Origin of the sequence: Candidatus Desulfosporosinus nitrosoreducens (assembly GCF_030954495.1) — a bacterium.
Taxonomy (GTDB): domain Bacteria; phylum Bacillota; class Desulfitobacteriia; order Desulfitobacteriales; family Desulfitobacteriaceae; genus Desulfosporosinus; species Desulfosporosinus nitrosoreducens.
Genome location: NZ_JAVHUW010000027.1, coordinates 58587 through 83525 on the forward strand (window position 1 = coordinate 58587; position 24939 = coordinate 83525).

The window sequence follows — 24939 nt, forward strand, 5'->3', positions numbered from 1 at the left end:
TTTGCTGTTATAATACAACTTTAAAAGAATATTTTTGCTCGCCGTCTTCAGATTCTGCCTCGCGGCGGCGCCCTTGCGTTAGGCTTCAGTTACTGCTACCTTCCCTCACTTCATAAGATAATTCTCATACCGGGCGCACTGCAAAACGAGAACATACCCGAAAGGATATGTTCTCGTATAAAGGGAATTAGACAAGGCGTATTACAGTAAGGGTAACACCGGCACCGCCCTGAAGTGTTGCCGCACCCAGCAGACCGAAGAATTGAAGCTGAAGCTGATCTCCAGCGGTCAGCGGGACGATGGTAGTGGCGCTGAAAGCTGAGGCACTAACGGCGGGGGTAAAAACAGATCCGGGAATTTCCGTGCCGTTTTGAAGTACCCGAGTGGACATAAGCAAAGCTGCGGTAACATTAGCCTGGTAAGTTACCAGATAGGTGCCCGTACTAGGAACGGTAAAGATTGAGTTTGTTCCATTGACAGTGAAGCTATCCAGGTTCTGGTTGTCGGGCAGGATTATCGTAGTACCGCCTAAAACCACGGCAATGGTGTCACCGGTGGCATTTTGTGCACTCATGGAATTTTCTGTGACAGAAGTCCCAGTAGCACCAGTTGCTCCGGTGTCGCCTGTCGCTCCCGCTGCTCCCGTGGCCCCTATCACTCCTGCTGCTCCTGTAGCCCCCGTAGCTCCTGTGGCCCCTGTCGCTCCTGTATCCCCCGTGGCCCCTGTCGCTCCTGCTACTCCTGTAGCTCCTGTGGCTCCTGTGGCCCCTGCTGCTCCTGTATCCCCCGTGGCCCCTGTCGCTCCTGCTACTCCTGTAGCTCCTGTGGCCCCTGCTGCTCCTGTATCCCCCGTGGCTCCTGTCGCTCCTGCTACTCCTGTAGCTCCTGTGGCCCCTGTCGCTCCTGCTACTCCTGTAGCTCCTGTGGCTCCTGTGGCCCCTGCTGCTCCTGTATCCCCCGTGGCCCCTGTCGCTCCTGCTGCTCCTGTATCCCCCGTGGCTCCTGTCGCTCCTGCTACTCCTGTAGCTCCTGTGGCTCCTGTGGCCCCTGCTGCTCCTGTATCCCCCGTGGCCCCTGTCGCTCCTGCTACTCCTGTAGCTCCTGTGGCTCCTGTGGCCCCTGCTGCTCCTGTATCCCCCGTGGCTCCTGTCGCTCCTGCTACTCCTGTAGCTCCTGTGGCTCCTGTGGCCCCTGCTGCTCCTGTATCCCCCGTGGCCCCTGTCGCTCCTGCTACTCCTGTAGCTCCTGTGGCCCCTGCTGCTCCTGTATCCCCCGTGGCCCCTGTCGCTCCTGCTACTCCTGTAGCTCCTGTGGCTCCTGTGGCCCCTGTGGCTCCTGTGGCTCCTGTGGCTCCTGTGGCTCCTGCTGCTCCTGTATCCCCCGTGGCCCCTGTCGCTCCTGCTACTCCTGTAGCTCCTGTAGCTCCTGTAGCTCCTGTAGCTCCTGTGGCTCCTGTGGCTCCTGTGGCTCCTGTGGCTCCTGTGGCTCCCGCTGCTCCCGTTGCTCCTGTAATTCCTGTCAATCCAATTGGCTCCAGCTCTGCAGCCACCAAACGGTGAGCTGTGGTTAGATCTCCAGCGGCGTCCTTTCCCCAGGCAGAAATCTCAACTGCATCAGAGCTGGTAAAAAACTGAAATTAAAATTCATCAAATTCCGCATAATAAATTCTTGTTGCTACTTCACCGGGATCTAAAACAAACAACTCCAAAACATACAATATTTTCGTAGTCCCAGCCACGTAAAAACCTTCAATTTGCACCGTTGAAGCAACTGTGTCGTCATTCGTGATTTTTACGGTAAACGTTACCGATGGTCTTATACCGGCGACTGGCGTATTTTCGATTAATCCGGTAGTTAATGAAGCCATTAGCCTCTCTCCTATTATTTTTGATATTGCCTATTGAACTAAATCAACTTCTTCGGCTACAATCCGATGAGCTGTCGTAAGGTTCCCAGCAGCGTCTTTTCCCCAAGCGGAAATAACAACGAACTGTGAACTAACGGTAAACTGAAACTCAAAAGCATCAAATTCAGCATAATAATTTCTTTGGGCTACTTCGCCTGGTGCAAGATTGAAAAGTTCCTGCACATACATTATCTTTGTAGTTCCACTTTGGTAGAACCCCTCGATTAGAACAGTTTCGTTAGCACTATCATCATTGGAAACCAGCACCGTAAGGGTTGAACTTGGTCTTACGCCTGAAACAGCAGTATTGTCAATTAAACCGGTTGTTAATAAGGCCATTCACTGCACCTCCTTTTTATGGGTACTTTATACTACGTAACTTGTACCAATTGTGTTACTTCGAACAATTTCCCCAATGACTGCATATCAAGTAATAATCCTTTCTGCAAATGAAATGAAAAATTCAATCCAAAACCTTTGCCTGAACCACTTACAAGAAAGCTAATGATCATAATCTCTCACTAAACGATTGGGCTTCTATAGGCATAATTGGATAAAAAGCAGTGAGGGTTCCAGCCGAATCCTTTCCCCGCACAGAAATAGCAACATCTTGAGAAGTAACAAAAAATTTAAACTCAAAGGCTTCATACGAGCTATAGTAATTTCGCAAATCTACAGTTCCTGCAGCAAGGATAAAAAAATCATCGACATATTTCACTTTTTGAGATCCGTTGTAAAAAAATCCATCAATTTGGATTGCCACGGCGGAAGTATCCTCGTTCGAGATCTCAACTAAAAATCGTACACTCTGGTTTTTATTTGCAGACTCTTTATTACTAATTAGACCCGTCGTTAAATAAGGCAACTAATTTCACCTCCAAATTATGGGCTTATTCATAATATTACTAATGTCCATTTTCTGTTACATAAAATTTCCTTTAAATCCATATCTGCGAAATGCAATGTCTCAAAATTAGTTTAAATGGCATGAGAATAAGAAAAAGCCAGGGGCAGTTCAATTTGCAACCCTGGCTTCCTTATTTTTTATAGCTTTCCCCACTCTTTGCCTTCATTCCTAACTATTTTACCGATTCTGGAAAAATACAAATTTTTGTTATAATCCCATTCAGGTGGACCCCCACCTTCATAATAGCCTTTAGCCCTCGGATGGTACAGATGCACCGTTATCGCATCCGTGTGACAATATTGACACCCGTTTTTCAACAAGCGATCAATCAAATCTCGATCATCGTAAGCAATTCCCACAAAATCTTCATCGTAGCCCCCAATCTCCATGAATTGGCTGCGATGCAAAGCCATCAAAAACGGCATCCTGGTGTCCAGGTTTATACATTTATTGTACGTTTCAAGATCAAATTTTCCGGCATTTTCAGTAAGGTATTCTAAAAAGACTCCCTCACGGTCATCTTTGCCAATCGGTATGCCTAACAATTTGGGGTTATCGGTAATTGCTTTCGTAAGCGAAGCTATCGTTTGATTGACATGGAACATTTCAGCACAGGAGAATACTAAAATATCCCCTGAAGATTGCTTGGCCCCGATATTAATCGCAAAACCAGGCACACGCCAAACAGAATGGCCATTAAGGTTTCTTTGTCCTGTAAATATATACTTTAAATTAAGTTTTTCTTTAAATTCATTGCAAATCTCTTCAGTTTCATCCTCAATCCCGTCATTAAGGACGATTGTTTCAAATTCATAGGGTATTTCCTTCAAAGATAATGAATATAATCCCCATCTTAATAGATGAGTTCTCTGAAATGTCGTTATGATAATCGACACTTTATGCTGTTCGAATACCTTTTTACGATTGGCTTTTTCAATCATCAATTTTTTGTGGATATCCTTGAGCAGGTACTGCCACTTTTGTTTAGAATCCTGAGTGGACCGTGGGATTATCTCAAAATCATGCTCCGGATAATCCAAAACAGTTTGAGCTGAATTTGCTACAAACTTATCAGCCCTCACTAAATTGATCTCTGTATTTGCATTTTGCATGCCTGAACTTTGCAGATTATCCTGCAACACTCCTATTGTATAGCGCGACGTGTCGATTCTACAGTTTGATAAGGCATCCTGCACAATTATTTCCACATCCGGATAATGGTCTCGGATATAAGTTTGCACATTGACCGCATAATCTCCCTGGTCCCCAATAAGTTGTTTATTGATCAACACCGAGGCAGGCAAAGACTCTTGTAAAAATCGCCAAAATTCCTGTTCGCTGCTTGAATCCAGGTTGGAATCATGACATAAGGCTATCTTTATTTTTCCCTGCCCACCTTCTATGGAAGCTAAACTGTCAAGCTCTCCCCACTGAAAATGATATACCAGGCTGTCAAACGCAGTTTGGTGCTTAATCCCCATGGCCTGAAGCTTCATGCTTAACACAGTATCTCCTGATATACAGGTTTCACCTCTTTTGGCAATCACCGGACGATATAAATCGCTGCCTAGGAGAACCTGCCCTTCAGGATACCCACCCACTTTTTCAAAATGTTCCTTGCGGATTAAGATAGGCATAAAGAGACCGCCGTCCAACAGCTTTTGTTCGGACAAATCCCGGGCAAACCGCTGAAATTCCCGTTCTTGATAGGAGGCATAATCCCTGCCGAAGTCCTTTTCCACGCCATATTGACCGCTGCGCAATTTACCGGACTCTACCAAACGAGACGCAACACAGTTTTCTCCGTTATAAGCCTGCCAAAGGCTGTCAAACCACCCCGGTGAAAAAGCCATATCCGTATTAATAAGCACAACAAAATCTCCCTGCGCCTTGCTGACCGCAAAATTATAGGCGCGGTAAACGTTATTGACATACCATTCCTTTTGCTGCTCGGGGGTATTTTCAAAAACATAGTGGGGTATATAATTATCTTCCAAATACTTGAGCACAGCAGAGTTAGCATCGTTAGCGACAAAGAAAAACTCTTTGTCACTCATATCCGTATACTTAAAAACTTGCTCATAGACAAATTTCAGCCATTCAACACTTTTATAAACCAAACAAATTATAGAAAATCTTGGCTTAAACACTTCGGCCCGATATTCCTCAACATAGGCTAAAGACTCCGCGAAGGTCATTGCTTGAGGCGCCTCATCGTCAACCCAGAGTCCTTCCGGGAAAAGCTCCCGGGGAACTTTTTCCGTCACAAGCTTTTCCTCACTGATTAAGCGGTCGAGCATATCATAGCCGCGTTGCCCGTGGGATTTGTAAACAAGATACTTGTAGGCTAAACGCTGCTGCGAAGAAAAGCCATAGTGCAATACTTGAACATCGAGGGTCCACTTCACAGTGCGAATCGTGGAAGGAAAAAGCGGCTGGTGAAGCCCAGGTTTTGTCTCATGAAAACAAATACCGGGAACAACTCGCCAAAGACGGCAGAACCATCCCGAATCATATAAACTGTCCATCCGTCTCCAGGAATTGCTCCGCCAAAGATTGATCTCATGCATATTTACGGCATCTATCTGGTTTTCATCACAATGGGCACATAATTCCTGAAGTTTCTCGGCCGCATTGGCAGTTAGGACTTCGTCTGCGTCTAACCACAAGATAAAGTCCGGCTGAAGTTTCAGGGCTTCTTGAAGCAGCAATTGTTTATGACTTCGCTCATTGACGAAATCGTTTTTAGTGGCTCGAATCACATAAGGAGTTTGCTTAAGCATATATTCATAGCTGCCGTCCGTGCTTCCGTCATCGTAGACAACCAAATCACTGACAACAGGCAAAATATTGCTTACAAACCGCTGCAGGTTGCCTTTACACAACTCATTATAGATTTGGCATATACAAACAATACGATAGTCCTTCACCGCAAAAATTCTCCTTTACCCATAGAGTCTTGATCCACGAGCAGATGATGCTTGCGCAATAATGCTTCCGTTTCTTCATAAGTCATGAGGAAATCTCCCGAGCTATACTCTTTCACCAGCGCTTGTTGAGTTGGTTCCGGTACAAAGAGTTCGGGAAGCATTGGTTTAATCGCATAGTAATCGCCGCGATCATAGGCCCGCCACGCTTCTTCTTCGGAAATCAGCACTTCGTGAACCTTTTCTCCTGGGCGAATTCCCGTATAGTTTATGGCTACCGTTCGCTTTCCGATTAAAACTTTGGCAATATCTTCGATACGTGCCGCGGGAATCTTCGGAATATAGATTTCCCCTGGTTTAGCCCCCAGTAAAGCTGCAAAAATGGTATCTACCGCGCTTTCTAAAGGCAGCAAAAATCTTGTCATTTCCTTGGTTGTAATTGTCAGCGGGCCACCGTGCTTAATTTGTTCATGAAATAGAGGTATGACAGAACCCCTGGAGGCAAGTACATTCCCGTAACGCACACAGATAAACCTAGTCTTGGGCAGCATCACATTTGCGGTAATAAAAATCCGTTCCTGCATCGCTTTGGAAATTCCCATAGCATTAACCGGCTTGCACGCTTTATCGGTAGAAACACCGACAACCGTTTCAACGCCGAGAGCCTTTTCATCAATAGCTCGCAGAATATTTTCCGCACCAATGATATTGGTCTGCACTGCCTCATAAGGAAAATACTCACATGAAGGCACCTGTTTGAGGGCAGCAGCATTGATAATAATATCCGCGTCTTTTAATACTGAACAAACAGAATGAAAATCACGAATATCTCCTATGCGAAACTCGATTAACCGAGCAAAATTATCATAAATCACTTCATCGGTCACATTTCCTTTATGCTGGTATTCAACTCGCATAGTATGCTGTTTGGCTTCATCTCGTGAAAAAATTATAATTTTTTGGGGAGAGCCGAGTTCTTTCTTAAGAAGCCTTCGAGTTAATACCTTGCCAAGTGAACCTGTGCCGCCGGTTATCACGATGACTTTATTATTAAAAATATCCATTATTATCCCCCTTGGCTTAACCGTTTTGATAGGGGCCCTGCAGATAATCTTTATACATTTCATGGACCAGGTCTTTCCATCCCGGTGGGTTATAACCGGTTAAGGTGCGAAACCTGGTCGAATCTAAGGACCGATCAACTAGAACACTATTATCCGGTTCGATGTTGATTGTTTTACCGTACTGAACAGCAATAAGTTTTAATAATTCATATTTGGAAATTGGATCTGAAGATACGTGGTAGAGACCTGCCATTTCAGGATAAGGGATTACAAAATCTCGAATAATTCGCGCCAATTCAACAGTCGGAAAACCTGAATAAATAGCTTTTCTAAAGCCACGTACCGTATCTTCTTGCTTGAGGAACCATTCAACTAAGCCATGGCTTCCTTTCAATTCATGCCCAATAATTGAAGTTCTTAAGGTAACACAATGAGGAGAAGTGACTTCTCCAAGGAATTTTGTTCTGCCATAGAGATCCGGGGCATTGGAAAAATCCTCTTCCGTGTAACTTCCTTTTTTTCCGTCGAAAACACAATCTGTGCTGACATGGATCATTCTCGCGCCCGCCGCACTGCAGAGCAAGGCAATACGATGCGGTAAAAGTGCATTCATGGTTATTGTCATCACCGAATCTTGAGCCTTAGGCACTTGTTTAATAATGCCAATACAATTCACGACTAAGTCCGGTTTGACCTCTGTAAAAACCCTTACAAGGCTATCTTCATGAAGGATATCTACATCTTGAAGCACCATTTTTTTTCTCTCTGTTGACAACCACCCTGACAACTCTTTCGAAGAGCGGACGGAAGTGTAAACTTCAAGTCCCGAATCTTCCGAAAGAAAGCGGAACAGGGCATGCCCTAACATCCCTGATCCCCCCAAGATCAACACCTTACTCATGCCCTTCGTACTCCTATTCACACGATTCCCTTTAGAGAAGCTTCAATTGGCTATACTTTTCTTTAGCTTTTTCCAGATCGGCTATCGTTCCAATATCAAACCAAAGATCCTCGCTTTCATAGCTCACAGCCTTGGCCTGTTCTAAGATAAGGCGCTGAACCAAATCCGGCATATCAAAGCGCGCATTCTCAGGAATTAAGGGAAGAATCCGTTTGTTTATAACGTAAATCCCCATACTCGCCCAGTAATCAATCGTTGGTTTTTCGGAATAAGCGGTAATTTGGCCGTTCTTAGTTTCCAAGACACCGAATGATGAGCAAACTGACTTTTTCTGCACCGCTACCGTCATATCTGCCTGCATAGCTAAATGATGCTTATACAACGCTTCGAAATCTAAAGTCGTTAACTCGTCTCCGTTAACGACAAGAAAATTATCCTCTAAATCTTCAATCAGCCTTAAGGGACCAGCCGTTCCCAAGGGATCTGTTTCTACCGAATAGCGAATTGTCAAGCCAAAATAACTGCCGTCTTGAAAATATAGTTTAATGAAGTCGGCCAGATATCCCAGACACATGATAATTTCATCAACCCCTGCCCGTTGGAGTTGATGCACAAGTATCTCGGCTATCGGCTTATCCCCGATGGGAAAAAGGGGCTTGGGCAAAATTCGGGAAAACGGGTCCAGGCGTACTCCTCGACCTCCTGCTAATATAATAGCTTGCATTGTATCTCCCCTCTTCCCTTATATTTGATATTTACCTATTTGAAAGCGATCTAAATGAGAGGCGATCCAAGCCATTGTTCTTTTCACGCCTTCTTCGAGAGGAACCTGAGGCTCCCATCCCAGCGTTTCTTTAGCCAGACGATTATCTGCCAACAGGCGGCTAACCTCGCTTCGGCTTGGGCGGACCCTGGACTCATCCACGACGATCCTGGCCTTACTCTGGAGGCTTTTAATAACTACCTGGGCTAATTCTCCGATAGAAATTTCCTTTCCTGAGCCTACGTTAATCACCTTTCCCAGCGCCGCTTGCTTTTGAGCCGCTCGCATGAAACCATCGACAGTATCTGTAACAAATGTGAAATCACGCAAGGTTTCAGTATTGCCAAGACGTATTTCTTCACAAGCAAGAGCCTGGGTAATCAGCGTCGGTATGACAGCGCGCGCAGACTGCCGGGGCCCATAACAATTGAAAGGTCTCACTGTCGCCACAGGCAGGTTATATGAAGCATAAAAGCTCTCCGCTAATTTATCTGCCCCGATTTTACTGGCTGAATATGGAGACTGACCTTGAAGGGGATGTTCTTCATCGATTGGGACATAACGTGCTGATCCATACACTTCGCTTGTAGACGTATGGACAATCCGCTCTACACCAAGGTCTCGTGCCGCTGTAAGAATGTTAAACGTTCCCATGATATTAGTTTCGACGACCTCACGGGGATTCTTATAGGAATAAGGAATACCTACCAATGCACCCAGATGAAAAATCGTATTGCACCCTTTTACTGATCGTTCAATGACATCGGCGTCGCGCAGATCACCGGCAACTATTTCCAACTCAGAAAGCAACTGGGGATCTAAATCCTCCAGATTTCCACGACCATCTCGAGAATTATAGCGAATAAAGACACGGACTCTAGCACCTGCTTTAACTAAGGCCTCTGTTAAATGACTCCCGATAAAGCCACCCGCTCCTGTTACTAAAACCTGCTTTTGCTCCCACATTACGTTTATCCCCCCTCTGCAATAACTGATATATCGTATGTTAGTGTTTGTATATCTGACACACGTTGTACATCATGGGAAGTGCAAGCCAATAACTTGCAGAGGAAGAGAAATGAGGTACCCTTTTAGGTACCCCAAAGTGAATACTTCATATATGTATAAAGACTTTACTGAACTTGCCGGCTCACGGGAAACAATGGGACAGAGCCTGCGCAAAAGAGGGACCTTTCAATACAGAAGGGTCCCTTTTCATACCTAAACTATCGGATTCAATTCTGCAGGAAGTACACGTTGAGCTGCAATTAAATCTCCGAGGGCATCCTGACCCCAAGCGGAAATTTCCAGGCTTCCGGCGGTAACAAACTGAAATTCAAAAGCATCGAAGTCCGCAAAATAATTTCTAAGAGCTGCTGTATTGGGTGGAACGGCAAACGACTCCAATACATAAGTGTCTTTTACAGTATCTCCGATTAAACGTATTCCTGTGATTTGAACAGTACCGGGTATAGCTAGATCTTCATTAGAGATTCTTACCTGAAAATTCGCCGCAGGTCTCAGGCCCAAAATAGGATTATTATCAATCAGCCCTGTCGTTAAAATAGCCATTTGAGTTCATCACTCAACCTTTCCAATTGCTTTGCGTTATTTTATAAAATGTTAACTAGTCCATTATATGAGCGGCTTGTCTAATTGTGTAACTGTTTGTTGCTGTTTAAGCTGAGAAACATAGAAATTATTATCCTCTTGTTTTCTCCAAAGCCTTTAAATATCTTGGAGCAAGCCGCTCCCATTCTAAGCTTAAGGCCTTTTCATGCCCGTTTGCCGCTAAAGATTTTAAGAACACGGGATTATCGATAGCTGTTCGCAAAGTATCGGCTAACTGTTTCACATTACCGGGTTCAAAGGTTAACGCACAAGAGTCCGAAACTAGTTCGGCCAACCCGCCGGCTCTTGAAGCAATTATAGGGATTCCAATTGACATGCCTTCTAAGGCGACTAATCCGTAGGCTTCACGGCGGCTTGGGACAACAAGGGCTGCCGACCGGCCCATCCATCGCCATAATTCCGAGCTCGGCTGCCAGCCATAGAATTTTATCCAGCTGCCAAGCTTTTTTGATTGGACCAATCTTCTCAAATGATCTTCATAATAAGCCGCTCCCTTGCCGATTATATTCAACCGAGCCTGACGTCCGCTTTGCTTTACTAACCAAACGGCCTGGATTAAATCTTCAATTCCTTTATAATCCAACAATCTGCCGACATAAAGGAATTCATTGGTGCTCTCAGGCTGCCAGTGTTCCTGCGGACAGGTTATGCCGAGAGGCAGGACCTCCGTTTTAGAAAAGTATTGAGGATATCGCTCTGTTAGATAGTTTCTTTCACTCTGACTTATAAGGTGAATGCGTTGACAGCGCATCAGCAAATCTTCCTGGATTTTGAACTGAGCTTGCAGCTCCGGTTCCGGGCCATCTCCTAATTCCTTACGCAAAAAAGAATATACAGTGTATAAAATAGGAACAGTTCCTTTTGAAAGCGTATAAGCCAATGGAATAAAGTTTATAGCATGGCAATGTATTAAATCCCATTCTTGTTTAAGTTCGGGAAAAGTCTGCAAAGCAGCTTCGCTATTAATCATTCCGAGATACCCAAAATATTGGCTACGCGGCAGTCCCAATACGTTCATCCGGCAACCGCGCAAATCCCATCTTGGTGTTACCCAGTCGCTGCGCGCTACTATGACAGTCTGTTGTATCCCCCAACGATCAAGCATCTGCAGCATACCTGTTGCCGCTGTTCCCGCCCCGCCAAAACTCTCTTCCGCAAATTCATTTGTCAAGGATAATACCTTCAAACAAATCACCCCCATATCCTATCCTATGCGACAAGCCTCAAGGGGTGCCGGTTAAAATTATTTAACCTGATTTCCAATTCCCAATTTACAAATTACCGACATATCCTATTAAATATAATGATACTTGAAGACAGGACTGTCCATAACTCGAACAGAGTGTCGAGACAAGAGCATCCCCCTGGATGTCCGGATGCCGGGATGGACCGATGGTCTGACGCCGCACTGCCAAGGATGGCAGTAATCGGCACATGAGGAGGTAATCATGCCAACCTTCATCTATCCTCCCTCAATTCCTTGGAATTGGATGTTCCAGCGCCCACAGCAACTTCTTGGGCAAATTTCTTCATCTGGCCAGACAGTTCTTTATGAAGACCTGGGAAACTTCCCTCAGCCTAAAATCAAGAGCTTATCCTCCAGCCTGCATCTTTGTCAAGGAATTTCAGCTCTGAAAGTTCCCCATTCAAGACCGCGCATTCTTTGGTTAACCGTTCCATCTCATATAAACTCTATTTCTAACTACAATCCCGATCTCGTCATTTATGATGCTGTTGATGAGCCAAAGGATGAGTTTGCAAGTTGGGCCCCCTACTATCCCGCGATCATCCAAAATGCAGATCTTATTTTTTGCAGCAGTCAAAGTATCTATGATTATTTTCACCCAAGGCACCCACAAGTTCATTTAGTTCCCAACGGCGTTGATTACGTGCACTTTGCCTCCGGCCCGAACAAACGCCCTCGTGATCTGCCCTTAGGGAAGCCTATTATCGGCTATAGTGGTGCGATTGCTCCTTGGGTTAATTGGGATCTGCTCAAAAAAGTGATTGAAGAGAATCCTGAATTCAACTTCATATTTATAGGTGCTTTCTTTCAACTTCACAAATTTCCTTTAAAGAATAAAAATGTATACTACCTTGGCTTGAAATCTTATCATGAGCTTCCTGATTATTTTCATTACTTTGATGTAGGCCTTATTCCATTTCTTCAAACAGAAATGACCAAAGGATGCAATCCCATCAAGCTTTATGAATATTACGCTGCAGGCATACAAGTGCTGGCAACCCCTCTTCCGGAATTGCTCTCCGTTCCGAAAATTAATCTTGAGAGTAACCCTCATCTCTTCTCTCTGCGCTTAAGACATTTATTGGAAGAAAGTGATTCCGGCAAGCCTCAGCGAATGGCTTACGCCCAGGCCAATGACTGGGCGGAACGAACCGGCAGAATGCTTCAGCAAATTTACAGGATGACTTACCGAAATAAAGAAAGCGTGTAACACCCACGACTACAGGCGAATACAATACGGTGAAAGTCCTGCTCAGTCTAACTATTGCTTTATCAAAAGGGGGGGAATACACACATGCTATTTGAAACCCATGCTTGGGTAACTCTCGACAACGCAGTCGCCATATATAACGTATACAGCGATGTGCTCGTCGCTACCATCCCGGTAGGCATTGCGCCGGCTTTCCCAAGGCGCACGCCGGATGGTACCAAAGTTCTGGTCCCTAATCAAGGGAGTAACACCGTCTCAGTCTTATGTACTTCTGCCAACCGTGTTTTGGCAACTATTCCAGTGGGGCTTGCTCCCACCGCAGTAGCCATTGACCCAACCAGCACAACTGCTTATGTGACAAACTCCGGGAGCGGAACTGTTTCCGTTATCAGTATTCCAACGGATACAGTCGTGAGTACCATCACAGTTGGCACAAATCCTGTGGACGTTACCATTGCCCGCGATGGCAGCCGTGTCTATGTCAGCAATGCCGGCAGCAATTCAGTTTCTGTTATCAACCCCGTTACGAACACCGTTATAGCCACAATTCCAGTCGGGACTGCACCTAACGGTTTAGCGGTTAGTTTAGATAATTCAAGGCTCTTTGTCGTCAATAGCGGAAGCAACGATGTCAGCGTCATCAATACGGCCAACAATACTTTGATCAGTACAATTCCTGTCGGCTCCAATCCACAGAAAATCGCGGCTAATCCTGTTAATCCGATCTTCATGTATGTAACCAACTTCAGTTCAAACAGCGTTAGCGTCATCTCCACCACAGGATTAAACGTCGTCACCACAGTTCCCGTTGGCCTTAATCCTCTTGGTATAGATGTCACAGGTGATGGCACCCAAGTCTGGGTTGCTAATGAAGGAGACAGCTCAATTAGCATAATTAATACCAGCACCAACACAATTGCGGCCGCCCTTCCCACCTCTTTCCCGCCCCGTGGAGTCACGGTCGGCAGAGTTGGATCAGCTTTATCTCCAAGTGAACCCATTGATTTAACAGATCCTTATCAACTGGAAGAAATCACCGAATCAGTCTGTATCATTGTCGAAAAAGTATACGCCAGCTGCGTGCAAAGAGAATGCTTCCCTGCTTTCACAATCACATTGCCCACAGGCGTACCTCCGTTCACCTTTATCAGCATGACCTTTGCAACCGGCGTGATCGTTCCCGGAAGTATTGTTATTACTCCAATACCGTCACGACCAAATTTCTCCAGGGTTCAATTCACAATTCAAATTCCTTACACCCTAACTTTGCGAGATTCCACAGGCGCTTTGTTTACTCTGACAGGTAATCTTCCGGATATTAACAAAGACATTGTCATGTACTTCCCGCCGACACGCCCAGAATTCGATTTCAACCTCCGTGTTGAGACGAGAACCGAAGTTCTTACAAGCCCAGTGTTTACCTCGACAACTATTCAAATCGCCATTGGCAGCTTCGTAATCACTAAAGTAACAGGCGTTGTTCAGCTTCTTGTACCTGCCTTTGGCTTCTGCCCAGAACCACCTGCTTGTGAAGAATTCCCTGTCATCCCGCAAAATCCATGCCTCAACTTCTTCGATCCCACTCTTACCCCATTCCCAAGTGACTTTTTCCCACCACAACTGGATAATTGCTAGTTGTTCTCTATCTTGTGACTTCTTGCCCATCAAATAGAAAGGGCCGTCCACAAACGGCCTTTTCTGTTTAACAAATAATTTTAACCCAGATATCAAATCCGTTTACATGGCCATGAAAACAAAGGAAGTGATCGCATTGGCGTTCGTAAACCGAACTACGTTTACTCCCCTGCTTCTTACTTACGAGAATGAATCCAGCTACTTACACGTCGATTCCCAAGGATGCGCCCTTTTTAAAGCAGACAGTTTGGAACCCTACTACAAAATTCAGGACCCTCTTTTATTAGCCCACGGAATCATGACTGACCCTGAAACGATTCATTTGGTCGTCCTGAAAACAAATGGCGAACTCTGCTATACGCTTATCCCTCGTTCTTCAGCTCCTCAGACAACTTTGATTGCCAAATTAGATGTACGAGCTACTAAATACCGCCGGCTCTTTCTTTTCCCACAGGGTAAAATGATACATATTTTCTACGCTTGTTCCCACCAAGCCATTCGGGATCTGTGGCGAATCGAACACCGTTTTTGGAATGGAACAACCTGGAATAGCGTTCATTTAGGAGAAGTTGTACACCCACGGGAACCTCTCTATCATGTCAACATTGACGGTCAGGGGAACCTTCATTTAATCACCCTGACTTTCCAGGGACGGTACTCACTCCTCTTTACCAATCGTTTTAATGGGACATTTCATATCTGGGGCTCACCAATCGAAACTCTGAAAATATCCGGCGAAGTCGTGGATATGGGCGCACTGATGACCTCAGACAATGTTCATCACCTTTTCTGGGTCATAAAAACCTCAGGGGGACAGTTTGAAGTACGTTGGGCTCAACAAACCAACGCACTTGAATTAACGGGGGACTGGCACCCATCGCCTGCCCCCATAAAAACGTTCCCCCCTCCCTGGAGAAATATCGGCTCCCTCGAAATTAACGGCGTCATTTGGCTCCTAATTCACACAGATGAAGAAACATTGCTGCTCAATGACGGAGCTGGTTGGAGATCAGTCTCTTCCCATCTCCACTCCCACCGCCCTATACAATGGGTGCATAAAGATAAAAGGAATTTCCACCAAACATATTGGCTGGAAGATCAAACCAAAGGGCGCACTCCAGTATATCAGCGCGAATTAGGTTTAGTTCTCAACACTACGCCACAGCTTACACATTTTCAGCCCATCCAGCCGAGGGCAACCGCCCAAACTCCACCTCCTGTTCCGGCTTTCTATCCTGAGGTATCCTCTTCAACTTCTTATCCCGTCTCACCCGTTTTGATTTCAGACAATTCAAATCCTCCAAAAGTTGTTGAATCTTCCTCGGAAGAAATTCCTCAACCTCAGCCTGTTCAGGAAGCCACCCAGCTTCAGCCCATTCAAGAAATCCCTCAACTTCAAGCCGTTCAGGAAACTCCTCAGCTTCAAGCCGCCCAAGAAACCTCCCAACCTCAACCCGATCAAGAAACCTCTCCGCCTCAATCTGTCCAAGAAACCTCCCAGCCTCAGCCTGATCAGGAGAATCCTCAACTGGAACTATTAATCACGACCGTTGCTCAGCTTGAACAAGAAAATTCTAATCTCAGCCTGACCGTACAAACCATGCTTTCCAAGTTTGATCAAATCCTCAGCGTTCTCTCAGAAAATGTCCTGATGCCAAAGCAGGAAATAGCTGTTGCGGAAGACTCCGAACAAACCCCGGCTTTAGCTGAAATTCCCGTTGACGAGCTGGAACCTTTTAAAGAGGCTATGTCTAATTTGGAAAAAGAAACTCAAAGCCTTTCTCAAGTTCTTCGGGTTATGTTAACCAAGCAAGAAGAAAACGACTCTTCTTTAGAAAAACTTGGCACACAAATCAGCCAGCTTCAAGAAAAAAACACTCTGAAAAACAAAGGAGGATTTTGGAACAAATGGATCACATAAATTTACACACCAACCTTGCAGAGATTTTATCTAAGTATCCTCAAACATCCGTTACTTTACGGAAATTCGGCATCACTTGCGCTGGATGAGGAGCAAAACAATTACTCACTATGAGTGTTGAGCAGGCTGCTCAACGATACCATCTTAACCCGGCAACTCTAATCGAATCCTTGGAATTTACCATTGAAAAAAACCCTCACCAATGGAGACAGTATTAATGAAGATCTTATTTTTAAATGATTCATCCTTATTAAGCCATGGCTTGGCCTCTGGTTTTTCTTCTGCCGATAACCTTCAGTACCTTCCAGTTCGTTTGCCTGATTGGGAGAGTCGTTTAGAACAACTGTTTAAAACCTGGAAACCTGATTTTGCTTTTGCCGAAGGGGTTTCGATCTCAACTGCAGCTCAAAAACTTTTTCCTCTCTTAAGACGGTATTCCGTTCCACTTGTCTATTGGGCCATTGACGACCCGCCGGACTGGCGCCGCATGTCCCGCCCTTTGGCACGCGGAGCCAGTCTGGTACTCACTCCGGCTGAAGAATGTCTGCCTCTATATCGCCGGGACAAAATTCGGGCGCTCTATTTCCACTTCGCCTGCAACCCATCCTTTCATCGCCCTGTTGAACCATCGCTTGAATATGACAGCGATTTGCTTTTAGTCGCTAATTATTACACTTCTTACCCACAAAGAACTGTTGGCTTAGAAACTATCCTTACCCCTTTGCTCTCGGGGCTAAGCCACTTAAAAGTTTATGGTGACGAACATTGGTTGTCCAATACGGACCACTATCGTTTGCCGCCTGATTTTTACAAGGGGTATTTACCCTATAATCAGCTGCCCTGTGCTTACTCGTCGGCTAAGATTGTCTTAGGACTGAATTCCGTGATTACTTCTCCGACGATGATGAGTATGCGCACCTTTGAAGCCTTAGGATGCCGTGCATTTTTCCTAACTCACTGGTCACCGGCGCTTGAAAACCTTTTTCAAAATCATGTTCATCTTGTTTGGAGCCGTCATCCCGATGAGACGTTGGAGCTCGTACGTTTTTATCTTCAGCGCGAGGATCTGCGCTTAAAGATTGCCCGCCAAGGCCAGGAAGAAGTTTACCGTAATCATACCTATCAACAGAGAGTCCAATCTGTTCGAGCCATACTCGAAAGAATTTAATCTTTAATGCTTAAATTGCCAACAAGCAAAAGCTTAAGATTTTAGAGTATTCTAGGGAGGAGTCTTTTGATGAAAATACTTTTTCAAGCGCGCCCGGATTTCATGAAAAACCCTGCCGGAGATACTGTTCAATTGGTTTCAACTGGTCAAGGGCTTAAAAACCTGGGAATCGAAGTGCACTTTTCCGCAGATCCAAATCTTGATTTAACGCCTTATGACCTGGTTCACATATTTAACCTTACCAGGATTAAAGAAAGCTACATGTTCTTTTGCAACGCTCAAAAACAGCAAAAGAAAATCGTTCTTTCCCCCATTTATTGGCCGCCAATTGCTTTCTTAAGCCGGGAAGGCAATCATACCAATGCTCTGGCCGCTTGGAAACATATGCAGCCTATGCGTGCACGTCTTATTCGAGAATCCCATCTTTTGCTTCCCAATAGTCAGATAGAAATGAAAGTTCTTCAGCAAGATTTCCCTGAAACCGCTCCCTATCAGGTTATTCCCAATGGGTTCCCCGATTCGTTTCTTGGTGCCCTTCCCGATCCTTTTCGGGAACAATTTCCCGCTATTCCTGAAGAATTTGTACTCTGTGCCGCTAGAATTTCCCCGCGTAAAAATCAACTCTGGTTGGCAAAAATCTCTCAAGAGCTGGGGCTTTCCGTAGTATTATTGGGGCCTGTCAACGACCGGGCCTATTTCCAAACTTTAACTTCTTTTACCAACGTCTATTATCTCGGTACTTTGCAGGGAAAACTTCTTGCTTCCGCTTATTCCGCAGCTAAAGCCCATGCCCTGCCAAGCTGGTTTGAAACTCCAGGCCTGTCCAGCATTGAGGCCGGGGCCTGCGGTACAGTTGTTATTTCCACCGATCAAGGAAGCCCCAGAGAATACTTCCAGGATATGGCCCTTTATGTGCGCCCTCTCCATGACCAAAGCCTGCGCTCAGCCTTGGAACAATCCTTTCAGGCGTCTCCCCAGCCCCTTATGAAACATATTCAAAAGCATTATCCTTGGTCAAACATCTCCCAAATGACCTTAGAGGCATATCAAACTCTTTTGCAGGAATAAAATAAATCCACCTGAACTAATCTAAAATTCAACTTTTACAATCAAAAGGGACCAACCATGGTGGTCGATCCCTTTCTTATTTAAGCTTTACTCAGCCGGTCCAACAACCTTTCCATCATTAGCTGAAAATCATTTTTTACACGCTCAGCCTTTACACTGAGATTAAGAAAGTCAAGAGCTCCGACGACAGATCCGCACTCGGCACACTGAACGAAAAGCACGGCTCGCGTCGTTCCTTCAAGGTTGTTGGCGTGGACAACCTCAAATTTATCACTGCCACATTTTGAACATCGGGATTGCGCCATACTCATACCTCCTATTCCGAGGCTAAGCATAAATATTTCACGGCTAATTCGCTCTGCTTTATAAAACTGAACGTTATGACAGACAAGTTCCTCTCTTATTGACCCGACATTTTGGGATTTTTCTCAACAGACTGGAAAAAATCATGAGTAAAGTTTGCTCCCTTCCCGATTACAAGACCTGTTATGGCCACCCCTATCATAGGATTTAAGATGTTAACCTTTAATAGATCCATTGCATTAATATTTGCTTGGAAAGCAAGCAGTAAACCACAGGCTAAACTCAATAACTGCAGGGTCAAAGGCCTAAATTTATCTGGAAAAAATGGGATAGCATAAACAATCGTTTTAAAAATTTCAACGATTTTCTCCACAACAACGGCCAAGAGAAAAACTAAGGCAAGCCCGTCCATATTTATCTCTCCTCTGAAAAATCCTAGCTCATAGTCTATTTTATTCCTATAAGCTTATATGGTTCTTTCAAGGCGATTTCAAAAACCGGCTCTCAGTCGCTGAAATTTTATTAAGCCATTTTTAAACCTTCCCAATTATTAATTTTGAGCCTGAACCCAAACTCTCAAGTGTGTTAAGCCATTAGCCCAATAAGATATTCTAGTGTAACGCAGAAAAGTTTCTGAAGAAAGAATGATCAACGTTTCCGGTGCAGCCTCTCGCGGCGCACCCTCTGCCGCCCAATGCAGTCCGTCCGGGCTAAACTCTATTTGCACGCTTGCCGATAGATTTCCGAAATTATAAATTGCAAAGGAAAAGCGACCCAGTGCAGCAACGTCGCGCGTAGTTGTCGAAGACATTGTCAAGCTTGCTGTGACATCTTCAAGGCTTTCCTGAAAACCATGTCCGAAAATCTCCACTTGTGCCCGCCCACAGCTCGAAGTAGCTAAAGGAGCCTGGCCACTTCCATAGATTTGGATTCGATCGCGCAGCGGAGTTAAGTTGCGAATATCCGCATGAACTTTCGCTTGAACATTGACGGGAACATGTAAAGGAATTGGCGTTGCAAGCCGGATTGGTTTAAGAATTTCCCCGATGGACTGAATGTACTCAAGGGGAGGGGCCTTGTGCTCATTCTTGCTTTTCTTCTTCCATCTTTTGAGGGGCAGCGGACAAGCAAGAAGTTTGCAGATTGACAACTTTCCCGACCCCAGAACCCCGACTTCAAGACGTAGAAACTTTATGTTTGAAGCAAGGCCAACAGTTTGCTTAAATTGCGTCTGCTTTTCCTGTTCTAACCGCGGGTGAAAGCTAAATTCCCACGGCAGCATAACGTTGCCCTTCAAATTCACAGGGTAGAGCCGCAAATAGCCTTTCGATTCAGGCTGTTGGCTTTTAAAAACTACTTTAATTAACCAGTGTTCGTCTTTCCCGACGGCTAAGGAACTTTCAACGGTTTGAACAATTCCCGCCCGAGTGATTGTCGAATTGCTAATTTCCAAAACATGTTCAGTCTGTGACTCTTGCTTATATTTCCAGCTTGTAGCTTGATTCCCTCCAATTGGCAGCCAAGCCTCAGGAAAGTCCTGCGCGGAGCATTTTTCCGAAAAATCACCGTTTAAGATTTGATTAGTTTCTCTACCAAGCACACGTTCCATTTTAATCAGCTCCCTGTCTGGGCATTAACGACTTTAATTTATCCTATCAAGTTTTCGCGAAAAATATCACTTGAACTAGCCGTTTTTAGAGGATTTTACTTGACATTTATTTACTCTATGTCAACTTTTCTTATTTTTTTCTTTTAAAATAGCAATCCAGAAACTGGGCATTGATTCCTTCCCTATTTCGTGCTAAATTAGGGTTGTACAAAGGATCTAAGAAGATAAAGATAATTGCGCAAAACTAAAACCTCCCGACGGGGAGGTTTCTTTTTATCGTTTTATTGCGATTAAATTTTTAAATACAATACCTTCTAAACCTTCATAGGCATGATTTTTACACTTCCCCAAACTGCCAAGCGTTCGTTCTTGATAACAAGGCAACCGCTGACTCCCGGAATTTGAGAAGCAAACTCAATCGTTCGCTCCAAATCTTCCTCTGATTGGACAAGGTTGCCACAAGCGGTCGCCACAGCATCTGCCAAAGCCACAGACGGCGAGAGGACCACAACTGCATCCGCTTTGCCAAAACTTAAAGAGGGACCTACCTTGCCGGAAGAAGTGCATATGCCAAGGGGGGTTTGTTCGGGACGAATTTCCAGCGCTACACGATTCGACAAGGGAGAATTTCCTGCGAAGATCCCCACTTTACGCAAGCGAGTCGATCTTATAAAGATATCCCCGCCGTTTTCTACGATCACATCCCGGGAGCGTTTCACAATTGCTTTTCCTACCCACTCCGCCACAGCTCCCGCGACAGCGGCCATTGGACCTACTCCTGCCGACTGCCCGGCTTCAGCCATGGCTTTTACAATCAGAGGCGCATGCTCGGGAACGCCGTAAGGGACTAAAGCTTTCAGAAACCCCGGATCTTGCCGGATATACTCTTCCAAAGGCTTTCGGCAAGCTCGAATCGTCTCTTCAATCCACCCCACCAATTCCGGAGAAAATCGTTCTCTGCGAACTCCGATATCCAGATCCGTTTCTTGCACAGTAATTTGAAAATGCACCAAGTCCTCTTGTCGATGCTGTTCCCGATACGTACGTTCTAAGTAGTCCACTTACAGGTGAACCTCCATGGCCCGCATCGGGCATATTTTTGTGCAAAGCATACAGACGATACATTGATCTCCATCAAAGTGAACCTCCATCGAAGGACGTTCCATATACAACGCCCCTGTCGGACAAACCCCGGTGCAGGCTCCACACATAACACATTTTTCTTCAATGCGTGCAATTCCCTGTTTAAGATCTTGAACAGAAACCCCCAGTTCCCGCAAATAGGTTAACCCTTGTTCACTTTGCTCTCCTGTGACCTCTAAAACCATGGTTCCTTCTTTTTGGGGATTAACATCTGCCTTCACGATATTAACGACCAAATCAAAGTCTTTCACCAGGCGATAAACAATCGGCTTCACCGAGATATCTGTCCCAAAGCGCAAAACAATTCTTTTCGGTGACATAATCAAACCTCCTTTAAACTATGGGCTACAATACCATCGGCAGGAGAGGGAAGAAGTTTGACAGGCTCCGTCAATAAAAAGTCGCCCTTTGCAATCCACTGTTTAAGAGTCGAAGCGATCTCCCGAGCCCTAGGCATACTCGACAAAGGAGCCGTTTGTATTTCCTTGCCTCTTACTTGAATCTTGCCGCTTTTCAACTCAGCATAGCTGACATAACCCAAGTTTCCAGGGGTAAAGGAGGGATATGCTTCGCCATAGTCGACGATGGGGGCATACAGATCTTCATCTTTCATAGCAGCATAGCGGGCAATTTCTTCATTAAGAATAGGGATTGGTATGCCTATACCCACACTAAGGGTCGCCCCATATCCCAAAAAGCTGGTACCGACCAACCACTTGGGGCTCATTTGTTTAAGGTCTCCGATTACGGCAAGCGTCCCACCAGCACCGCCGAGTTCTTTGTCATCAACTTTAGTTATGGAGGGAAAATGTTGAGTCCCATTCCAGGCTACATACCCTATCCCACCACCGAGGAAAATCTTCGTGCCGACTCCAATCGTTTTAAAGTGCGGATCTTTTAAAAGAGGACTCAATTCCCCGGACGTGGAGTAGTTGGCGTTCCCCAGCTGGGGTTTTAACATGCCCATATAGGTATAAATCGTGTGATCTGTTAAATTTACGGCACAGTTGTAATTCTGATAGGCATTGCGAGGATTGAAAAGAATAGCTTCGTTGATCTCACCAAGGGTTATCGTCGTTTCAAAAGCCTTGCGCGGGTAGCAATTCGTACCATAAGCAATTGCTTTAAGCCGAACAGGCTTACCTGCAACCAGGTCTTGAATAACATGTCCGCCGCCATAACGAAACTCACCCGGATAGTTATTATTCAAAGGATCATCCTCCGGCAGTTCCGCCGCCCCTAAATAGGCATCTACAGCCGCTATTCCCGCATAGGCGGATACTCCGTTCAGCCAAACTTTCTGCATTTTCATACGAGGCTTAGTATGCCCAAAACTTAAAAAGGCCCCTGAAGAACACATCGGCGCAAAAGTTCCTGTAGTGACGACATCTACCTCCCGGGCAGCCTGGGAAAGTCCTTTTTCCTCGACCAAGGCTATGAGTTCCTCTGCAGTCACTACGACCGCTTTACCGGCTTTGATCTTGGCGTTAATCTCTGCGTACGTCTTTTCAACACTCATGAAACATCCCACCTCCAGATTTTGTTGCAGCTTTATCCTCATCCTTGTCGATCCTAATGGGCATCGAAAAGGCCCCTTCTAGCAGAAGAGGCCAAATTACGTCATCGACACTCCTCTTATCTATCAGAAGAATTCACTCCTGCAAGAATTAGCACCATGCTTTGAGCAAAAACAGGGTTTTTGCAAACAAAGCGGGTTGCCGGGTTTCATTGGGCTAGTCCCTCCACCACTCCGGATAAGAGCATACCTATTAAATTCACTACGCTGAGTCTAACATTTGTTACATATCATGTCAATATAATCTCAAAATAATTAATACAGAAGTTTAACCTTCGAGCTTTTCGCATAATTAATGCTTCACCGGGAACCCTAAAACTATTGTAGCGAGGAGGGAATACTATGCATCAGACGAATCAAACCAAACCGCAAAAACGCCCTTTCCCGAAACGTGAAGAACTCCCTTACGAACACTTGCCAGACCAAGATGGACGAACTGACTATGGCAAAGATAAAGAAACAACCTATCCAAAATAAGGTTTTGATCCCCTCTCAACCTATTGCCAAAGGAGGTGCTTCCTATGTCTAATAAGACGGCAGATACAACAAAAAGCGGCAAACCGGACCGGGGGAAAAACTCCCCGTTTCAAAAAAAGACACCACAAAACCGGGCCTAAAAACCCGGTTTTTGTTTTATGCCTTAATTATATTAGCTTTAACTCTTATTTTCTATCTTAGAGAGGCAATTCATTTTATAATTATTTCCCAAATCAAATTTAAATAAATTCTTCTCAGCTTAAAGGAGAGATTAAAATCTTAAGGTTTTAGGACAATAATCTTTTTGTTATAATTAAAAGGATTATACCCATTTTAAAATAGTCTTGTTTTGCTATTAGGTCAATGAGTCCTTATAAGGGAAATCAAGAATTATTAGGCGGTGTTATTTTATGAAAAAAATCGAAGCGATTATACGACCGGAAAAACTCAACGATGTTAAGTCCGCTCTGTCAAATTTAGGAGTTAACGGCATGACTGTCTCTAATGTTTCAGGGTTTGGAAATCAAAAGGGGTATACTCAAATTTATCGGGGACAAGAAATTGTTACAAAACTATTGCCTAAAATAAAACTTGAGGTTGTCGTTTCTTCCGCTAAACTTGATGAAGTCATCTCCTCTATTGTTGAGGCTGCCAAAACTGACAAATTTGGAGATGGTAAGATCTTCATTTACGAGGTAGCCGATGCGGTCAGAATCAGAACAGGTGAACATGGTGAAAAAGCTCTTTAACCTCAAATGAAAACATTATATCCCCCAGGTCTCCCCGATCGCGTGGATGCCCAAAAAGGTAATTTGCCGGCGATGAAACCATTCCAGAAGCGCCCAACCAAACATTCCGGCGCTCCTGCTATTTGTGTTGTCGCTAGGGCTAGAACAGCAAGCCTATTAGCACCTATTGTTCCCCCGGCCTACAGCTATTTGTCTCTTGCAAAGAAAACAAAATAGCAAAAACAAGGCTCCAAAATGGCGTCAATAAAGGACACCGTTTTGGAGCCTCATTGCTCCTTACAAAACGACAAAAATACTCTTTAATTATAGCTTTCTCCACTGCTACTTGTCTAGGCTTTTTCAATACCTAATATTGTATACATTATTTTAAATAGTTGGCTACTGCGGCAGCCGTATCATATTTGCTATTTCCTGAAAGCAGCACTTCATTCGGATGATTCGTTGTCGGCCCCCCCCACAACGATTAATTTCTTGGCACTCATAGCATCCTTAGGTACGGAATGATCGTCCGGCCGGATGATCAAGGCGCTATTGCCATTTTTTAACGAGACTTCTGTACCCGACCAATACTCTTCTTTGGTATAATGTTATACAGCCACTTCCAGCATATCCCTTCACCCTTCCAGATATTGACTTCCAACATAGTCACAACTTCCCCGTGCAGGAGCAACAGCTAGGGCCTTTCGCACATTGTGGTCTTTAAGTTTTGCGGCATCGGATGAGTTGTCAATGAA

The 24939-nt window shown here is 44.9% G+C and carries 24 protein-coding genes and 1 riboswitch; of the genes, 7 read left to right on the forward strand and 17 right to left on the reverse strand.

The annotated features are described in order from the left end of the window. Window positions 1-187 precede the first annotated feature (187 nt). The 11 genes from REC12_RS03580 to REC12_RS03630 form a co-directional block, all read right to left on the reverse strand. Entirely contained in the window at window positions 188-1522 is a 1335-nt protein-coding gene (locus tag REC12_RS03580; protein ID WP_374214164.1) for a BclA C-terminal domain-containing protein, read from the reverse strand. 114 nt (window positions 1523-1636) lie between these two features. Further along, on the reverse strand, window positions 1637-1867 hold the full coding sequence (locus REC12_RS03585) for a hypothetical protein (protein ID WP_308892440.1): 231 nt from the start codon (window positions 1865-1867) through the stop codon (window positions 1637-1639). A 30-nt stretch (window positions 1868-1897) separates the two neighbouring features. Further along, entirely contained in the window at window positions 1898-2245 is a 348-nt protein-coding gene (locus REC12_RS03590) for a hypothetical protein (protein ID WP_308892441.1), read from the reverse strand. A gap of 169 nt (window positions 2246-2414) precedes the next feature. Next, window positions 2415-2771, reverse strand: coding sequence for a hypothetical protein (locus REC12_RS03595; RefSeq protein WP_308892442.1), 357 nt, complete (start codon window positions 2769-2771; stop codon window positions 2415-2417). A 179-nt stretch (window positions 2772-2950) separates the two neighbouring features. Beyond that, window positions 2951-5743 (reverse strand): glycosyltransferase family 2 protein, encoded by a 2793-nt coding sequence (locus tag REC12_RS03600; RefSeq protein WP_308892443.1) that lies wholly within the window; start codon window positions 5741-5743, stop codon window positions 2951-2953. Then, complete coding sequence (locus REC12_RS03605) at window positions 5740-6804, reverse strand: polysaccharide biosynthesis protein (RefSeq protein ID WP_308892444.1); 1065 nt, start codon at window positions 6802-6804, stop codon at window positions 5740-5742. The genes REC12_RS03600 and REC12_RS03605 overlap by 4 nt, the downstream gene beginning before the upstream one ends. Before the next feature lie 16 nt (window positions 6805-6820). After that, window positions 6821-7705, reverse strand: coding sequence for a dTDP-4-dehydrorhamnose reductase family protein (locus tag REC12_RS03610; RefSeq protein ID WP_308892445.1), 885 nt, complete (start codon window positions 7703-7705; stop codon window positions 6821-6823). 31 nt (window positions 7706-7736) lie between these two features. Next, entirely contained in the window at window positions 7737-8429 is a 693-nt protein-coding gene (locus REC12_RS03615; RefSeq protein ID WP_308892446.1) for a sugar phosphate nucleotidyltransferase, read from the reverse strand. 18 nt (window positions 8430-8447) lie between these two features. Further along, window positions 8448-9434 (reverse strand): SDR family NAD(P)-dependent oxidoreductase, encoded by a 987-nt coding sequence (locus REC12_RS03620; protein ID WP_308892447.1) that lies wholly within the window; start codon window positions 9432-9434, stop codon window positions 8448-8450. Window positions 9435-9689: 255 nt separating this feature from the next. Beyond that, a complete protein-coding gene (locus REC12_RS03625) occupies window positions 9690-10040 on the reverse strand; it encodes a hypothetical protein (RefSeq protein ID WP_308892448.1) in 351 nt (116 codons plus the stop codon). Between the two features lie 130 nt (window positions 10041-10170). Next, window positions 10171-11295: a glycosyltransferase family 4 protein gene (locus REC12_RS03630; protein ID WP_308892449.1), complete on the reverse strand. Its 1125-nt coding sequence runs from the start codon at window positions 11293-11295 to the stop codon at window positions 10171-10173. A 253-nt stretch (window positions 11296-11548) separates the two neighbouring features. Between REC12_RS03630 and REC12_RS03635 the strand changes: the two genes are divergently transcribed. From REC12_RS03635 to REC12_RS03655, 5 genes are all read left to right on the forward strand, one after another. Continuing rightward, window positions 11549-12556 carry a glycosyltransferase family protein gene (locus tag REC12_RS03635; protein ID WP_308892450.1) on the forward strand — a complete coding sequence of 336 codons (1008 nt, stop codon included), beginning with the start codon at window positions 11549-11551 and terminating at the stop codon, window positions 12554-12556. Window positions 12557-12640: 84 nt separating this feature from the next. Further along, complete coding sequence (locus REC12_RS03640) at window positions 12641-14191, forward strand: YncE family protein (RefSeq protein WP_308892451.1); 1551 nt, start codon at window positions 12641-12643, stop codon at window positions 14189-14191. 127 nt (window positions 14192-14318) lie between these two features. After that, entirely contained in the window at window positions 14319-16112 is a 1794-nt protein-coding gene (locus REC12_RS03645) for a hypothetical protein (RefSeq protein WP_308892452.1), read from the forward strand. Between the two features lie 217 nt (window positions 16113-16329). Continuing rightward, a complete protein-coding gene (locus REC12_RS03650) occupies window positions 16330-17280 on the forward strand; it encodes a CgeB family protein (protein WP_308892453.1) in 951 nt (316 codons plus the stop codon). A 69-nt stretch (window positions 17281-17349) separates the two neighbouring features. Then, the gene (locus REC12_RS03655; protein ID WP_308892454.1) at window positions 17350-18348 is read left to right on the forward strand and encodes a glycosyltransferase family 4 protein; all 999 of its coding nucleotides are present in this window, start codon (window positions 17350-17352) and stop codon (window positions 18346-18348) included. A gap of 80 nt (window positions 18349-18428) precedes the next feature. On the opposite strand, the gene REC12_RS03660 is transcribed toward REC12_RS03655, so the two are convergent. The 6 genes from REC12_RS03660 to REC12_RS03685 form a co-directional block, all read right to left on the reverse strand. Next, window positions 18429-18653, reverse strand: coding sequence for a hypothetical protein (locus REC12_RS03660; protein WP_308892455.1), 225 nt, complete (start codon window positions 18651-18653; stop codon window positions 18429-18431). A gap of 95 nt (window positions 18654-18748) precedes the next feature. Beyond that, window positions 18749-19063 carry a hypothetical protein gene (locus REC12_RS03665; protein ID WP_308892456.1) on the reverse strand — a complete coding sequence of 105 codons (315 nt, stop codon included), beginning with the start codon at window positions 19061-19063 and terminating at the stop codon, window positions 18749-18751. A gap of 138 nt (window positions 19064-19201) precedes the next feature. Continuing rightward, the gene (locus REC12_RS03670) at window positions 19202-20260 is read right to left on the reverse strand and encodes a DUF6385 domain-containing protein (RefSeq protein ID WP_308892457.1); all 1059 of its coding nucleotides are present in this window, start codon (window positions 20258-20260) and stop codon (window positions 19202-19204) included. Between the two features lie 314 nt (window positions 20261-20574). Continuing rightward, on the reverse strand, window positions 20575-21321 hold the full coding sequence (locus tag REC12_RS03675; RefSeq protein WP_308892458.1) for a UPF0280 family protein: 747 nt from the start codon (window positions 21319-21321) through the stop codon (window positions 20575-20577). Continuing rightward, the gene (locus REC12_RS03680) at window positions 21322-21723 is read right to left on the reverse strand and encodes an NIL domain-containing protein (RefSeq protein ID WP_308892459.1); all 402 of its coding nucleotides are present in this window, start codon (window positions 21721-21723) and stop codon (window positions 21322-21324) included. A 2-nt stretch (window positions 21724-21725) separates the two neighbouring features. Then, the gene (locus REC12_RS03685) at window positions 21726-22922 is read right to left on the reverse strand and encodes a homocysteine biosynthesis protein (protein WP_308892460.1); all 1197 of its coding nucleotides are present in this window, start codon (window positions 22920-22922) and stop codon (window positions 21726-21728) included. Between the two features lie 113 nt (window positions 22923-23035). Further along, a riboswitch (SAM riboswitch) is annotated at window positions 23036-23164 on the reverse strand. 157 nt (window positions 23165-23321) lie between these two features. On the opposite strand from REC12_RS03685, the gene REC12_RS03690 reads away from it, so the two are divergent. Both REC12_RS03690 and REC12_RS03695 read left to right on the forward strand, forming a co-directional pair. Continuing rightward, on the forward strand, window positions 23322-23456 hold the full coding sequence (locus REC12_RS03690; RefSeq protein WP_308892461.1) for a hypothetical protein: 135 nt from the start codon (window positions 23322-23324) through the stop codon (window positions 23454-23456). Window positions 23457-23866: 410 nt separating this feature from the next. Continuing rightward, window positions 23867-24205, forward strand: a complete 339-nt coding sequence (locus tag REC12_RS03695; protein ID WP_308892462.1) for a P-II family nitrogen regulator — start codon at window positions 23867-23869, stop codon at window positions 24203-24205. Window positions 24206-24939 lie beyond the last annotated feature (734 nt).

What these genes read in the sequence shown, in the direction of transcription:
- REC12_RS03585 (WP_308892440.1), bottom strand. Translation starts at nt 1,867, where the DNA reads ATGGCTTCATTAACTACCGGATTAATCGAAAATACGCCAGTCGCCGGT.
- REC12_RS03590 (WP_308892441.1), bottom strand. Translation starts at nt 2,245, where the DNA reads ATGGCCTTATTAACAACCGGTTTAATTGACAATACTGCTGTTTCAGGC.
- REC12_RS03605 (WP_308892444.1), bottom strand. Translation starts at nt 6,804, where the DNA reads ATGGATATTTTTAATAATAAAGTCATCGTGATAACCGGCGGCACAGGT.
- REC12_RS03610 (WP_308892445.1), bottom strand. Translation starts at nt 7,705, where the DNA reads ATGAGTAAGGTGTTGATCTTGGGGGGATCAGGGATGTTAGGGCATGCC.
- REC12_RS03615 (WP_308892446.1), bottom strand. Translation starts at nt 8,429, where the DNA reads ATGCAAGCTATTATATTAGCAGGAGGTCGAGGAGTACGCCTGGACCCG.
- REC12_RS03620 (WP_308892447.1), bottom strand. Translation starts at nt 9,434, where the DNA reads ATGTGGGAGCAAAAGCAGGTTTTAGTAACAGGAGCGGGTGGCTTTATC.
- REC12_RS03625 (WP_308892448.1), bottom strand. Translation starts at nt 10,040, where the DNA reads ATGGCTATTTTAACGACAGGGCTGATTGATAATAATCCTATTTTGGGC.
- REC12_RS03635 (WP_308892450.1), top strand. Translation starts at nt 11,549, where the DNA reads ATGCCAACCTTCATCTATCCTCCCTCAATTCCTTGGAATTGGATGTTC.
- REC12_RS03640 (WP_308892451.1), top strand. Translation starts at nt 12,641, where the DNA reads ATGCTATTTGAAACCCATGCTTGGGTAACTCTCGACAACGCAGTCGCC.
- REC12_RS03650 (WP_308892453.1), top strand. Translation starts at nt 16,330, where the DNA reads ATGAAGATCTTATTTTTAAATGATTCATCCTTATTAAGCCATGGCTTG.
- REC12_RS03655 (WP_308892454.1), top strand. Translation starts at nt 17,350, where the DNA reads ATGAAAATACTTTTTCAAGCGCGCCCGGATTTCATGAAAAACCCTGCC.
- REC12_RS03660 (WP_308892455.1), bottom strand. Translation starts at nt 18,653, where the DNA reads ATGGCGCAATCCCGATGTTCAAAATGTGGCAGTGATAAATTTGAGGTT.
- REC12_RS03665 (WP_308892456.1), bottom strand. Translation starts at nt 19,063, where the DNA reads ATGGACGGGCTTGCCTTAGTTTTTCTCTTGGCCGTTGTTGTGGAGAAA.
- REC12_RS03670 (WP_308892457.1), bottom strand. Translation starts at nt 20,260, where the DNA reads ATGGAACGTGTGCTTGGTAGAGAAACTAATCAAATCTTAAACGGTGAT.
- REC12_RS03680 (WP_308892459.1), bottom strand. Translation starts at nt 21,723, where the DNA reads ATGTCACCGAAAAGAATTGTTTTGCGCTTTGGGACAGATATCTCGGTG.
- REC12_RS03685 (WP_308892460.1), bottom strand. Translation starts at nt 22,922, where the DNA reads ATGAGTGTTGAAAAGACGTACGCAGAGATTAACGCCAAGATCAAAGCC.
- REC12_RS03690 (WP_308892461.1), top strand. Translation starts at nt 23,322, where the DNA reads ATGCATCAGACGAATCAAACCAAACCGCAAAAACGCCCTTTCCCGAAA.
- REC12_RS03695 (WP_308892462.1), top strand. Translation starts at nt 23,867, where the DNA reads ATGAAAAAAATCGAAGCGATTATACGACCGGAAAAACTCAACGATGTT.